Source organism: Pseudomonas sp. AAC (assembly GCF_000725445.1).
GTDB lineage: Bacteria > Pseudomonadota > Gammaproteobacteria > Pseudomonadales > Pseudomonadaceae > Pseudomonas > Pseudomonas citronellolis.
This window is the reverse complement of record NZ_KL647101.1, coordinates 274,345-288,110: the sequence shown is the minus strand read 5'-3', so window position 1 is coordinate 288,110 and position 13,766 is coordinate 274,345. Positions and strand designations below refer to the sequence as shown.

General features: G+C 62.4%; 12 protein-coding genes. 1 reads left to right on the top strand and 11 read right to left on the bottom strand.

What is annotated here, in order from left to right; genetic code table 11:
- Positions 1–4: 4 nt before the first annotated feature.
- The 11 genes from tssH to tssA form a co-directional block, all read right to left on the bottom strand.
- Positions 5–2,581 (bottom strand): type VI secretion system ATPase TssH, encoded by a 2,577-nt coding sequence (tssH, locus tag FG99_RS26730; RefSeq protein WP_043273239.1) that lies wholly within the window; start codon positions 2,579–2,581, stop codon positions 5–7.
- A 13-nt stretch (positions 2,582–2,594) separates the two neighbouring features.
- The gene (gene tssG / locus FG99_RS26725; protein ID WP_043273238.1) at positions 2,595–3,611 is read right to left on the bottom strand and encodes a type VI secretion system baseplate subunit TssG; all 1,017 of its coding nucleotides are present in this window, start codon (positions 3,609–3,611) and stop codon (positions 2,595–2,597) included.
- The gene (gene tssF / locus FG99_RS26720; protein WP_043273237.1) at positions 3,575–5,353 is read right to left on the bottom strand and encodes a type VI secretion system baseplate subunit TssF; all 1,779 of its coding nucleotides are present in this window, start codon (positions 5,351–5,353) and stop codon (positions 3,575–3,577) included. The genes tssG and tssF overlap by 37 nt, the downstream gene beginning before the upstream one ends.
- Before the next feature lie 215 nt (positions 5,354–5,568).
- A complete protein-coding gene (locus tag FG99_RS32290; RefSeq protein WP_134163373.1) occupies positions 5,569–6,129 on the bottom strand; it encodes a hypothetical protein in 561 nt (186 codons plus the stop codon).
- A gap of 478 nt (positions 6,130–6,607) precedes the next feature.
- Positions 6,608–6,994: a hypothetical protein gene (locus tag FG99_RS31685; RefSeq protein ID WP_081884741.1), complete on the bottom strand. Its 387-nt coding sequence runs from the start codon at positions 6,992–6,994 to the stop codon at positions 6,608–6,610.
- A 3-nt stretch (positions 6,995–6,997) separates the two neighbouring features.
- Entirely contained in the window at positions 6,998–7,969 is a 972-nt protein-coding gene (locus FG99_RS32285; protein ID WP_043273236.1) for a DUF6402 family protein, read from the bottom strand.
- 11 nt (positions 7,970–7,980) lie between these two features.
- Positions 7,981–8,505, bottom strand: coding sequence for a PAAR domain-containing protein (locus FG99_RS31680; protein ID WP_081884740.1), 525 nt, complete (start codon positions 8,503–8,505; stop codon positions 7,981–7,983).
- A gap of 10 nt (positions 8,506–8,515) precedes the next feature.
- A complete protein-coding gene (gene tssE, locus FG99_RS26710) occupies positions 8,516–8,923 on the bottom strand; it encodes a type VI secretion system baseplate subunit TssE (protein ID WP_043273235.1) in 408 nt (135 codons plus the stop codon).
- A 14-nt stretch (positions 8,924–8,937) separates the two neighbouring features.
- Complete coding sequence (tssC, locus tag FG99_RS26705) at positions 8,938–10,413, bottom strand: type VI secretion system contractile sheath large subunit (RefSeq protein WP_043273232.1); 1,476 nt, start codon at positions 10,411–10,413, stop codon at positions 8,938–8,940.
- Between the two features lie 27 nt (positions 10,414–10,440).
- On the bottom strand, positions 10,441–10,944 hold the full coding sequence (tssB, locus tag FG99_RS26700) for a type VI secretion system contractile sheath small subunit (protein WP_043273230.1): 504 nt from the start codon (positions 10,942–10,944) through the stop codon (positions 10,441–10,443).
- 32 nt (positions 10,945–10,976) lie between these two features.
- Complete coding sequence (gene tssA, locus FG99_RS26695) at positions 10,977–12,533, bottom strand: type VI secretion system protein TssA (protein ID WP_043273228.1); 1,557 nt, start codon at positions 12,531–12,533, stop codon at positions 10,977–10,979.
- 693 nt (positions 12,534–13,226) lie between these two features.
- Between tssA and FG99_RS26690 the strand changes: the two genes are divergently transcribed.
- Positions 13,227–13,745, top strand: coding sequence for an Hcp family type VI secretion system effector (locus tag FG99_RS26690; protein WP_043269424.1), 519 nt, complete (start codon positions 13,227–13,229; stop codon positions 13,743–13,745).
- Positions 13,746–13,766: the final 21 nt, after the last annotated feature.

Below are 13,766 nucleotides of genomic sequence, written 5' to 3'. Positions count from 1 at the left end.
CACCTCAGGCGAACTCGCAGGTAACGGCCACGCCACCCTCGAGGGTGGCGTGCACGCGGTTCAGCGTTTCGCCCATGGCCATGGCCTGCAGCAGGCGGTCGGCGATCTGTGGTAGCAGGTGCTGGTCGAGCAACTGGTCGATCAGGCGGGCGCCGCTGTCGCCCTGGGTGCAGCGAGCGGCGAGGTGCTCGACCAGGGCATCGCAATGGCTGAACTGCAGCTGGCGGCGCTGCAGGCGATCGCCCAGGCGGGCCAGCTTGAGGCGCACCAGCTCATGCAGCACTTCACCCTCCACCGGGTAGTAGGGCACCACGCGCATGCGGGCCAGCAGGGCTGGCTTGAAGTGACGGCTGAGCGCCGGGCGGATGGCTTCCTCGAGCGCCTGGGCGGTGGGCCGCTGGCCATCGGCGCAGAGTGCGGCGATGCGCTCGCTGGCGAGGTTCGAGGTCATCAGGATCAGCGTGTTGCGGAAATCGATCTCGCGGCCTTCGCCGTCGTTGGCGATGCCTTTGTCGAAGATCTGGTAGAACAGGTTGAGCACGTCCGGGTCGGCCTTCTCCACCTCGTCCAGCAGCACCACCGAGTAGGGCTTCTGGCGCACGGCCTCGGTGAGCATGCCGCCTTCGCCGTAGCCGACGTAGCCGGGGGGCGCGCCGATCAGCCGGGACACGGTGTGCTTCTCCTGGAACTCGGACATGTTGATGGTGGTGAGGAAGCGCTCGCCGCCATACAGCAGGTCGGCCAGGGCGAGGGCGGTCTCGGTCTTGCCGACGCCGCTGGGGCCGACCAGCAGGAACACGCCCACCGGCGCGTCGGGTTTGTTCAGGCCGGCGGCGGTGGCGCGCATGGCCCGGTCCAGCGCCTGCACCGCCTGTTCCTGGCCGCGCACGCGCTGGCGCAGGTCGGCGGCGAAGCTGGCGACCTTGGCGTTGTGCTCGCGGGCCAGTTGCGACAGGGGCACGCCGGTCCAGTGGCTGATGACCTCGGCGACCAGCCGCGGGCAGACCTCGAAGCTGACCAGGCGTTCGTCCTGCTGGGCGTCGCGCAGGGCAGCGTGGGTCTGGTGCAGGCGTTCTTCCAGGCCTTCCGAATCTTCTTCCGCGTCCTCGCGGGCCTTGGCCAGGCGCTGGCGTAGGTCGAGCAGTTCGTTGGCCAGCTCACGCTGACGTTGCCAGCGCTGTTCCAGCTCGGTTTGTTCCACAGCGGCCTGTTCCAGGCGTTGCTGAAATGCCTCCAGGGCCTGCTCGTCGACCGCCAGGCCGGCCTCGCGGTCGCGGCGCAGGGCCTGGCGCTGGCGCTCGCCTTCGGCCAGTTCGCCGCGCAGCCGCTCCAGGCTTTCCGGCGCGGCGGCCAGGCTGATGCGCACACGGGCGCAGGCGGTGTCGAGCACGTCCACGGCCTTGTCCGGCAACTGACGGCCGGCCAGGTAGCGCGCCGAGAGCTCGGCCGCGGCGACCACGGCGTCGTCGCGCAGGTAGATGCCGTGGCTGGCCTCGTAGACCTTGGCCAGGCCACGCAGGATGGTCACCGCCTCGGCCACGCTGGGTTCGTGCAGTTGCACCGGTTGGAAGCGCCGCGCCAGCGCAGGGTCCTTCTCGAAGTACTTCTTGTATTCGGCCCAGGTGGTCGCGGCTATGGTGCGCAGCTCGCCGCGCGCCAGGGCCGGCTTGAGCAGGTTGGCCGCATCCGAACCGCCCGCCTGGCCGCCGGCGCCGATCAGGGTGTGGGCTTCGTCGATGAACAGGATGGTCGGCTGGGCCGCGCCCTTCACTTCTTCGATGACACCCTTCAGGCGGCGCTCGAACTCGCCCTTGACGCTGGCGCCGGCCTGCAGCAGGCCCATGTCCAGGGACAGCAGTTCGACGCCCTGCAACGCCTCGGGCACCTCGCCGGCGACGATGCGCGCGGCCAGCCCCTCGACCACGGCGGTCTTGCCCACCCCGGCCTCGCCGACCACGATGGGGTTGTTCTTCCGCCGCCGCGCGAGGATGTCGATCATCTGGCGGATCGCGTCGTCGCGGCACAGCACCGGGTCCAGCCGGCCTTCGCGGGCCTGGCGGGTGAGGTTGTGGGTGAAGCGCTCGAGCATCGACTCGCCGGAATTGGCGCCGCCTGCGGCGGGCTGCCGCTCCTGCTGGGCCAGGGCGTATTCGCGCAGGCGCTCGGCGTTCAGCCTGGCCAGCAGCTCCTGGTAGTGGCTGCCGGCATAGCGCAGGGGATTGCGCAGCAGGGCGAGGATCAGCGCGGCCTGGTCGATCAGGCTCTGGCGCAGTTCCAGGTTGGCCACCAGCAGGGCGTCCTGCAGCCACTGCATCAGCTCCACGGCGAACACCGGGTTGCGCGAGGCGCTGTTCTCGGCGCGCGGCTGCAGCGCCGCCGCCAGCTCGCCGGCGTCCACTCCGGCATCCTGCAGGGCGCGTTGCAACAGGCCCTGGGGGCGTTCCAGCAGCGCCAGCAGCAGATCCTCGACGAGGATCTTGCTGCCGTTGCGGGCCACGCAGCGCTCGGCGGCGCCTTCCAGGTCGCGGCGGGTCTCGGTGTCCAGGGCCTGGACGAGTTGTTGCAGGTCGAGGTTGATCATGGGTCATCGGTCCTTAATGAATGCGGCTGCCCAGGGTGACGATGCCGTCGGCATGCTCCCGTCCCAGCCAACTGGTCCAGCCCAGGCGGCAAGGGTTGTCGGCGCCTATGCATAGCTCGCGGATGGCCTCGTGGTGCAGTTCCAGGCGCAGGTCGTAGTCCAGCGGGTCGCGCAGGGTGAAGCGCACCAGGGCGCAGAGCGGTTGATAGCCGTTGCCGATCGGCAGGAAGTCGTGGAAGCGCTCCCAGTCGAGTTCGCGGATGTGGATGCGGAACTTGCCGCTGCGGTCGCGTACCTGTTCCCCCAGCACCAGGTCCTCGCCCAGGCGGCTGTTGGCCAGGCCGAGGCGGTTGCGCTGGTCCGCCTGGATGCACACGCTGCGCTCGATGCACTGCTCGATGAAAAGCGCGGCGTGCTTGAAGTAGTAACGCAGCACCGCCTCGATCAGCGCTGCGGAATGGGCTCGCAGGCTGAGCAGGCCCAGGTACGGCAGCAGGCGCTTCCAGTTCAGCTCCTCGGCGCGGCGCAACTGCTCGCCGCCCAGGCCGATGAGGGCGAACAGACGCTCGGAAAAGGCGTCCAGCGCGCCCGTTTCGAAGCGGGCGTAATAGCGGTACTTGCGCCAGATCGGCAGCAATAACCGGTGCAGTCGGTGATGGAAGAGGTCGAGGAAATCGCGGGTCGGGTTGCCGTCCTCGCTGTCGCCCAGCGCCTGCTCGCCATAGAAGGCCGGCAGCGGTGAGCCGGAGCCGCACAGGCCGACCAGGTTCAGGCGCAGGCGCGCGCGCGGCTCGCCGTTCTCCTCGAAGAACTGCACGCTGTGGATATCGCTGCCGGGAAAACCCAGGCTCGGGTTGGCCTGGAACTCCAGGCGTTCGTAGAGCGCCTCGTCGCTGCACGGCAGGCCCTCCGGGGTCGCCTGGCGCAGGCGCTCGATGACCAGGAGCACGGCCTGGAACAGCGAGTACTCGCGAATGTCCCGGCTGAGCCGGCTCAGAGCAGGGGCTGCTGTCCCATGCGCGGTGTCCATTGGTACACCTCTCCCTGTGTGCTTTTCACCTGCAGCTCGTGGTACGAGTTGAGGCTGGCGTAGAGCGCGAAGAATTCATTGAGCACGGAAGCGAAGACGAACATGTCGCCTTCGCCGATGTAGCCTTGCGGGTCGATCGTCAGTTCGGTGCGCAGGCCGCGTACCGGCAGGCCGCGGTGCAGGCGGTCGACCGGTTCGTGACGGACCGAGCGCAGGCCGTTGAGCAGGTTCTTGCTGACCTTCTCGGCCTGCTGGTCGTAGTAGCGCGGCAGGTCGTAGGTCTCGAGGATCACCTTGAGCGCCTCGATGTTGGCCAGCGACAGGTAGTTCAGCGACATGTTGCTGATGAGCTTCCAGAGGAAGTCGCGATTCAGCGGCGGCGCGTAGCTGGACGTCACCGGGGTGATGTTGCGGAAGCTGAGAAACTCCGGGGTCTTCTCGCTGGCCAGGTTGATGTCGCCCAGCTTCAGGCGGCGCGGCAGGTTCTGGTTGGTGCAGGTCAGCTCGATGGACAGGGTCTCGTGCTCTTCGTAGTCGCGCACGCCGAAGCTCAGGTAGGTGTCCAGGCCGTCGTGCAGCAGCGAGGAACGCTGGCGCACGCTGTAGTGCGGGCGGCTGCTGGGCACGTCGAAACTGGCGTCGTGCTCGAAGGACTCGAACAGCACGTACTCCTGGTGGCCCAGGCCGCCGGGACGCCAGCCGGTGACGTTCTCCACGGCGAAGACGCCGCAGTTCTGCACGTCGTACTCGGCGGGCAGCAGCAGGTATTCGTCCTGCTTGCCATCCAGGCGGATCGGCAGCGCGTCGTGGCTGAACAGATTGGCGATTGGCGTGCAGTGCAGCTTGAGGTTGTCCAGGGTTGGCCGCAGACGCTGGATGCCGCTGCGGCGGATGTCGAAACGCAGCTCCAGGCCGCGTACCTGCTTGAGCTTGTCCTCGGGGAGGGTGCGCAGGCGGTCCAGGCCCAGCAGGTCGACGAACAGGAACTTGTCCTGGAAGGCGAAATATTCCTGCAGGAAGCGATAGCCGCGGAAGGTATTGAGCGGGTAGGGGATCAGCGCCTCGTCTTCGGCGAAGCCGACCGGCTGTACCCGGTCGCCCGGCAGGCGCATCGGCTTCTCGCCTTCGACGAGGGGCTTGTGGTCGCCGTCCAGCGGTACCAGCTCGACGTTGTCGAGGTCGTGCACCAGGCCCAGGTAGAGCATCTGGCTGATGTAGCGCTCGCCGGCCAGGTAGAAGCGCAGACGGTTCAGCTGCAGTTCGCCGAGGTGGCCATCGCAGGTCATTTCCAGGCGCAGGCTGAGCAGCGCGCCATCGCCCTTCACCGAGTAGTTCAGGCCGCTGGTACGCAGGGCCAGGACCTCGGTGGGATAGCAGGTGCGGAAGCGGCAGCGCACGTCGGCGATGGGCTGGCTTTCCACGGGCGTATCGCGCGGAACCAGCAGCGCCGGGCCGGGATGCGGCAGCGGATCGAACTGCAGGATGCTGAACGCCGGCAGTGGCCGCATGTAGTTCGGCCACAGCAGGTGCATCAGCGAATGGGTCAGCTCCGGCAGTTCATCGTCGAGCTTCTGCCGCAGGCGCCCGGTGAGGAAGGCGAAACCCTCCAGCAGGCGCTCGACATCCGGATCGCGCCCGCTCTGCGCAAGGAACGGCGCCAACGCCGGGCTGCGCTCGGCGAAACGCCGGCCCAGCTGGCGCAGGGCGCTCAGTTCGCTTTGGTAGTAGTGGTTGAATGACATGCTGCAGTCCCTGAGGATTTCTCTGTCTGCCGGGCGTCCCGCCCTGCGATGCACTTGTTGACGCCGAGGCGTCAGTTCTCATTGCTCCGGTATGGCGTATTGCTGATGAAGATGCTTAATCCGATGTTTTGCCGGTTCGGCTCACCCATCTCTAATGCCTTATTTCTCTTTGTCGAAATTGATCCAATAGATGCAGGGTTTTTTGAGAAAGGCGCTCAAGAGAGAACCTCCCGCCATTCTTCGGTAGCGTTGTGTAGATACTGTTCTTTCTCGCTCGCAGATTGACTCGTCCAGAATGGCGTCCAGATGTGATCCCACCAGTACTCAAGGCTACCTTGTTTGGGGAGGCTTGCTTCTATGGGGGCCATGTCCGGGAAAGCGATCCATGGTGCTGGCGGACACCTGAATCGCTCATCAAATGACTGTAATAATGATATGGAGTTGGTTGTTGCCTCCACGAGTATTCCGCCGAATTCATCTCGATAGGAAAGGGCTAGCGATTCCTGATTTTCATTACTGAACATCGATTGGTTTATTGGTTCGGTGGTTGGGAAGTGGGATTTGATGAGAGCTAGCAGTATGGGCAGCTCTTCATTTTCGAGAGCCATTTCCACATAGTACGCGTAATTACCTTGGCTCCCCAGGAACCACTTGGGTGGGTAGGTATGAAATTTCTCACTACCCTTGGTGATCTCTGGATTTTCTGGCAGATAAGGGAAATGGGAGCTAGGCCACTGTTGGCGGACTTTTTCTAACGGAGAATTCATTGCTTTCATCTATAGTTCACCGATTCGCTAAACTTCGTCGACGCCCAGGGTTTCGCTGGTCGCCTATCTCGCGGGCCAATAAGCGTCCAGCCTTTGCGCACTCCAGCGTGTGGCCATGACTGCTGCTGCGGTAAGTACGCCGCTCAAGGTGCAATAGAAGATCGTTCTTATCGGATACAGCGGGAGCAGGCACCAAGCGAGTACCGCCATGGCCACCGCAATCACGGCCAGCTTGAGTCTGTGTGCTGGGACAAGTGCAATGAGGGCACCGCTGATGACGAACTGCAGTAGTGCGAGCCGTGTTACTGCTCCGGGGGCGATTCCGCGTGAGCCGGTATCTGTCAGGAGGTTCTGATGAATGCTTAGGCCGACGTCGTTAACCATCACGAAAGCAACGCATGGAGTCAGGTGGCACAGGCAGGCAGTCAATAGCAGTCTCGGGTAACTTCTTCCCGGAAGAGACTGCTCCTCCTTCGTTGGGTAAGACTTAATGACACTCATCAAGTGCCCATCCTTCATACCCATTGTTTGTTGGATAGACAGCGCGATTGCCGACCCAGATGGCCTTTTCGGACTCGGCAAACTCACGTTGCCAGAGTCGCCACTCGGAGCTTTTGAGAAGAGCGCCATCTTTGCTATACACGCGAAAAAATGCATCGCTGCTGAAAAGCTTCACGAGTTTCCCTGCGACCCCATAAGAGGAGAATCGAGGGACATAGGCGTTGATATAGCAACTGCGAGAGTCGTTCCAGTACGTCATGAACGGCTCTGTCTCCTTGGCTAGACTGAGTTTCACATAGAGCCAACAGATACCTGGCGTTGCCACTAGGATGAGAATGAATGCCACGGAAAGAATGGAGTTGGTCTTTAACATTTTTCAGTCCGCACTCCGATCCGCAAACTCCTGAAAGTCTACATTACTCAGATGTAAGCGGATCGATACCGGGTAGTGCTTCACTGTAGAAAAAACCATAAAGTCACCCCCTTTTTTCTTCTTATTGCGATACTGGCTGAAGGATTCGTTGGAGACTTTGAAGTGGCGAGAGCCACCTTTTTCGAGGTAATCGGGCTCCACGAAGTAGTCGATCGGGCCGGGCCGAATGACTTTCTCTCGATTCCAATAGCCGAGTAGTTGGTCGTCTCCGACATTTAGGAAATCATAGCTGTCACGAATGTATAGGCCGATCTCATCGATGAATATTGCAGGCCAGCCATTATCGTTGGTCCGAGTACGGAACCTGGTTGCAGCCACTTTTATGGCGAAGCTACCCAAGGCTCCGTAAACGTCATCTAAATCGTCTGTTGCTTTCTCCCAGAGGCTCGCTCCGATACGGATAAAATTGAACTGCGAGGTCTCCTCAAGTTGCATAGCCGAAAGTCCGCTGAAATCTTCATCAGCGTTTTGAAGTAAGCCATTAGTTGTATCGATGTGCCCGATACGCTTGAGCCGCATCAGGAACACAAGAAGTCCTGTGGAGAGTTGAGTCAGTGGATTTCTCAATCGGCCGATGAATTCGTTGAATTCTTCTACATTTCGAAGATTATTTATTAGTTCGTCGATGGGGGCTTTTACACGTGTCGATGTGCTAAACAGCCACTCGAATGGAAGGTCCGTCAGCAATTGCTGTGGACTCAGCATGGAGGCCGATGCTTTACCGGTTTTCACATCCATTGGTAGTTCGTAGGCTGGATTGTCGAACCACTTGCGCATCAAGCGAGCACCTTGCGTCCACCCCAATCGATCCATGGATGTGGGGATTTCGGTAATTTTGAATACGTCCACCACGGCGCTTTTGCCGGCTGTCTGATTGCTAGGTGTCGTCTTGGAGAGGATGAAATCGGTAGGCATCGGTTATTTCCTCAACCAATGACGAGCGAAGTTTGAGGCATGAGTCTCAGCGATACACTTTCAGCCTTTGAAGACGTAACTCTTTGAGTCTTGCCATTCGCATCGGTGACGCCTGTAAGCACCTTCCCCGATTCGGTTTCAATACGATAGGGATGCTCTGCTAAAGGTTCGCCTGTCACAGAGTGACTGAGGATGAAGTACTCATCGAATTGACCAGAAAGAGCGAGCGGAGTCGGTGGTATAAAGGCGGCTGCCGAATGACTGGTTCCAATCACCACCGTCCCCGACCCACCAACTACCACATTGCCATGGCTACCCACGCTGCCGACCACGACGGCCGGCTTGCCGTTGATCAGCACGTTCGGGATCACATTGTCGACCATGGCGCCGCCGCAAGCGGACGGGTCGCCTTGTCGGGCGGCGGGCAGGCCGTCGAAAAGCACGTCGGGGGAGCCGGCGGCGATCGGGTTCACGCCGTGGCCCGGGACGGGGCAGGCGGTCGGGTCGGTGACGCGGGCGGCGGGTTTTCCGGACATGGGGTTCTCCTTAGCTGACCTGGACCTGGCCGCTGCCATTCAGGCTCGCGGCGAAGCTGACCGGACGCTTGAGGCCGTCGACCTCGAGCACGCCTTCGATGGAGAAGGCGAGGTGCAGCGGGTCGCGTTCGCGGGGCAGGGGGCTCACACGGACATTCGACAGGCGCGGCTCATAGGCTTCGATGAAGCGCTCGATGGCATTGCGGGCCTGGTTCAGGGCGTCGTGCAGGCTCAGGCGCATGTCGTTGAGGTCGGGCAGCCCGTAGTCGGGCAGCGTTTGCACGCTGCCCGCACGGGTGCTGAGCATCTTGGCCAGATGGGCAGCCACCGACGCCATGGCGGCGACCTCCCGGCTCCAGCCGGCGCGTTGGCCGGCTTCGCCGCCGAGGCGTTCGAAAAGGCTGCCGTATCCGCTCATCGCTCAGCTCCTGCTCATTCCTTGTCGAGCTTGCCGACCAGCGACAGGGTGAAGTCCGCCCCCATGTACTTGAAGTGCGGACGCACGCTCAGGCTGACGCGGTACCAGCCCGGCTCGCCGTCGACATCGCTGACCACCACCTGCGCGGCGCGCAGCGGACGGCGGCTACGGACTTCGGCGCTGGGGTTCTCCTGGTCGGCGACGTACTGGCGAATCCACTTGTTGAGCTCCAGCTCCAGGTCGGTGCGCTCCTTCCAGGCGCCGATCTGCTCGCGTTGCAGCACCTTCAGGTAATGCGCCAGGCGGTTGACGATGAACAGGTAGGGCAGCTGGGTGCCGAGCTTGTAGTTGAGCTCGGCGATCTTGCCTTCCTCGCTGATGCCGAAGTTCTTGGCCTTCTGCACCGAGTTGGCGGAGAAGAACGCCGCGTTGTCGCTGCCTTTGCGCATGGTCAGGGCGATGAAGCCTTCCTCGGCCAGCTCGTACTCGCGGCGGTCGGATACCAGCACCTCGGTGGGGATCTTGGTCTCGATCTCGCCCATGCTCTCGAAGTGGTGCAGCGGCAGGTCCTCCACCGCGCCGCCGCTCTGCGGGCCGATGATGTTCGGGCACCAGCGGAACTTGGCGAAGCTGTCGGTCAGCCGGCTGGCGAAGGTATAGGCCGTGTTGCCCCACAGGTAGTGCTCGTGGTTGTTGGCGACGTTTTCCTTGTAGACGAAGGTCTTCACCGGGTTGTCTTCCGGGTCGTACGGGTTGCGCAGCAGGAAGCGCGGGACGGTCAGGCCGACGTAGCGCGCGTCCTCCTGCTCACGGAAACTCTGCCACTTGGTGAACTGCGGGCCTTCGAAGTGATCGCGCAGGTCCTTCAGGTCCGGCAGCCCGGTGAAGCTTTCCAGGCCGAAGAACTTCGGGCCGGCGGCGGCGATGAAGGGTGCGTGGGACATGCTGGCGACGCTGGCCACGTACTGCATGGTCTTGACGTCGGGCGCGCTCGGGTCGAAGTAGTAGTTGGCGACGATGGCGCCCACCGGCTGGCCGCCGAACTGGCCGTACTCGGCGGTGTAGATGTGCTTGTAGAGGCCGGACTGGACCACTTCCGGGGAGTCCTCGAAATCATCCAGCAGGTCCTGCTTGGAGACGTTGAGCAGCTCGACCTTGATGTTCTCGCGGAAGTTGGTGCGGTCGATCAGCAGCTTCAGGCCGCGCCAGGACGACTCCAGCGCCTGGAACTCGGCGTGGTGGAGGATTTCGTCCATCTGCTGGCTGAGCTTGGCGTCGATCTCGGCGATCATCCGGTCGACCAGGGCCTTCTTCACCGGTTCGCCCTGGTTCTGCGGCTTCAGCAGCTCCTCGATGAAGGCCGACACGCCGCGTTTGGCGATGCCGTAGGCGTCGTCGTCCGGGCTCAGGCGGGTTTCGGCGATGATGCGGTCGAGAATGCCGTATTCGGCGCTGGCGCCGCCGTTTTGCTGTACTGCGCTGGTGCTCATGTGTTGGCTTCCTTTTCAGTCCTTGGCTCAGGCGTCCTGCTCGTTGCCGTCGAGGCCGAGCTCGTTGAGTACGCGGCCACGCGATTCCTCGTCGGCGAGCACGCCTTCGATGGCCTTGCGGAAGGCCGGGGCATTGCCCAGCGGGCCCTTCAGGGCGACCAGGGCTTCGCGCAGCTCCATCAGTTTCTTCAGCTCCGGTACCTGGTCGACCAGGTTGGCGGGGTTGAAGTCCTTCATCGAATTGATCTTCAGGGCGATGGCCAACTCGTCGCTGCCGCCTTCGTCCTGCAGTCGGTTCGGCACGCTCAGGGTGAGGCCCAGTTCCTGCTTGGCGAGCACTTCGTCGAAGTTGTTCTTGTCGATGCCGATCGGCTTGCGATCCTCGACCTTGCGTTCGTCCGCGCGCTGGGTGAAGTCACCGAGTACCAGTACCTTCAGCGGCAGCTCGATTTCTTCCTGAGCGCCGCCGGTAGCCGGCTTGAAAGTGATGTTGATGCGTTCCTTGGGGGCTACCGAGCCTTCTTTGGCCATGGCATGTCTCCTTTGCGTTAGGGCCCGAAGGCCTAGTCGAGCACCATCTCGAGGTCGAGATGGCACAGCCTGCGATAGACCTCGTCCTTGCGCTCGCGCACGGCATGGTTCTGCGGTAGCAGTTCGCAGCAGCTGTGCAACAGGTGCAGCACCTCCAGGGCGAGGTCGGGTTCCCAGTCGTGCAGGCCGGTGTCCTGCAGTTCCTGGTCGAGGGATTCCAGTTGGGTGCGAGCCAGTTCGTATTTCTTGGCCTGGTAGCACAGGCGCGCCATGCTCAGTTGCCAGAAGAAGCGCTGGCGGCCGCCATAGGCGCTCTGCAGCCCCTGCTTGAGCTGCTGTACCGCGGGTTTCAGGCCGTCCTTGCGCAACACCGGCAAGGCTTCCTGCAGGGCCTGTTCCCAGGCCGGGAGTTCCTGGCTCACCGGCACTTCGCGGACGCTGGCCGGCGCCTGCAGATGGGGCAGGACATAGGCGCTGATCCAGGCGCGAGTGGCTGGGTCGGCGAAAGGGCTACCATCGTGGAAGCGCAACTCGACCACCCCGGGCAGCCGCTGCAGGAACAGCGCCAGCTGGATTTCCACTTCACGCATGGCGTGTTCGGCGTCCAGCGCCTGCAGGCACTCCCAGGCCAGGCGCTGGCCGTCGAACCAGAAGGGCGAACGCGCGAGGCTGCCTTCCAGGTCGACCAGCAGGTCGGCGTAGTGGCCTTTCTCGAAACGCTCGCGGTAGTTGTTCAGCTTGTCCTGGGGCAGGCCGCGCAGCGCCGTGAGCTGTTCGGCATTGCGCTCTGGCAGGTTGTCGATCGGCAGCCACAGCAGGGTGCGGTTCAGGCGTAGTGCGCGCAGGTCGGTGGCCTTCTGCTTCAGCCACCAGGCGCAGAGCGGGCGGGCCCCATCCTGCTGGGCGCGCAGGGCCTTGTGGGCATCCTTCTCGTTCTCGATGCTGCTGACAGGCGCCAGCAACTGAGTGGCGGCCTGCTTCATCTGGGCCATGACCGCGCCGACCGGCCCCTGTTCGGGCTGCGCCTGGGAGGCCCGCTCGACCATCGCCTCCAGGGCCCTCTGCGGCGGAAGCAACCTGGGGACATCATCGCCCAGCTTCTCGTGGAGGAACTCTTCCAGCTTCTTGAGGGTGTCGGCCAACTGGCGGAACAGCGGCAGTTGCTCCTTTACCGCAACGTCGTCGGCGAACAGGGGCTCCAGACGTGTCGCCAGCCATTCCAGGGCTGCCGCGCGGGTCCGCGGCTTGCGCGGGTGGAGATCATCCCAGTGCTGCTCGCAGAGCCGCAGGAGCATCCCCAGGCCGGCCAGCAGGCCGGAAAAGGATTCGCGTTGCTGCAGGGCCCAGGTCAGCCAGGCAGCGACGCGTAGATCCTTGGATTGCTCCCGCAGCAGGCGCTCGCTGCCCTCCAGAATCTTCTGCCAGTCGATCGGGCCGCTGCCATGCAGGGAAGTGGCCTTGCCCAGCTCGGTTTCCAGCGCTTCGAATTCCACCGAATAACGGACGTCCTCACCGGCGTAGCTCTCCCGCGAGGCAGGCGTATCGGCCAGTTCGAGATAATGCGATGCAAGTTTTCTGGTGTGGCTCATCCCTGCAATCGTTCCGTGATTAGGCTGAACTATCTATATGACGCCGTACTAAAAGTTCCGGTATGAGATACCCGGGCAAGCGACGGGACGTTCCTGGGTGGCAAAAAACTGCCACTCAAGTGGCGGGCAATAGTGCATGTATTGGCCAGGGATGTCTTGTAGGACATTGGCTATTTTATTTGTAGGCTTTTCAAGCCCAAATGAGGTCGTGTGAGTTGGCGCACACAATCTTCACTCCTCGCGGATGGCTCTAGAACGATGGTTTTCAGCGGTTTTCCAGACGCTTTGTCGCACTCTTATGGCATTGCTAAGAAATTTCTTAATCTTCGGTTCGTGTCGTTTGATATCGGTTTGATATCATTTCCCCGGGAACTTTTTACAGCCTTGGTGTGTTGGGGGCGATATTCCAGGTGTGCAAATTCTTGCCGAGATTTTCATCGAGAAAGCAAGGGTTGAGCTGCTTCCGAACAGATGGGAGTAGGGATGGATGCCTGGTGTGAAAGAAGTTGCGCAGTGGTGTGCAAGAAGTTGCGCAGTAATCGCGGCATGAGTTGTTCAAGAACAATGGATGTTTTATCGAAAGCCTTGTATTCCGGGCGCTGAGAAGTGATTGGCACGCAAATTGTTATAGCCCGGCCACCCACAGGGTTTTGAACCCCGGGGCCATCAACTCACACGGCAAGGAGAGCTTTCATGCCAACACCCGCATACCTGTCCCTCGAAGGCACCAAACAGGGCCTGATCACCGCCGGCACCTTCACCGAGGACTCGGTCGGCAACATCTTCCAGGAAGGCCACGAAGACCAGGTCCTGGTCCAGGCGTTCAACCACCAGGTCATCATCCCGCGCGACCCGCAGTCCGGCCAGCCGACCGGCCAGCGCGTGCACAAGCCGCTGATGATCACCAAGGTCTTCGACAAGTCCTCGCCGCTGATCTTCAACGCCCTGACTTCCGGCGAGCGCCTGAACAAGTGCCGCCTGGAGTGGTACCGCACCTCCTCCACCGGCACCCAGGAGCACTACTTCACCATCGAACTGGAAGACGCGGTGATCGTCGACGTGCAGTCGCGCATGCCGAACTGCCAGGACCCGAACATGGCGCATTTCACCCACCTGGAAGACGTCTACTTCACCTACCGCAAGATCGTCTGGACCCATGAGGTTTCCGGTACCTCCGGCTCCGACGACTGGCGCACCCCGATCGCTTCCTGATCGGTCGCGACACGTGCTGTC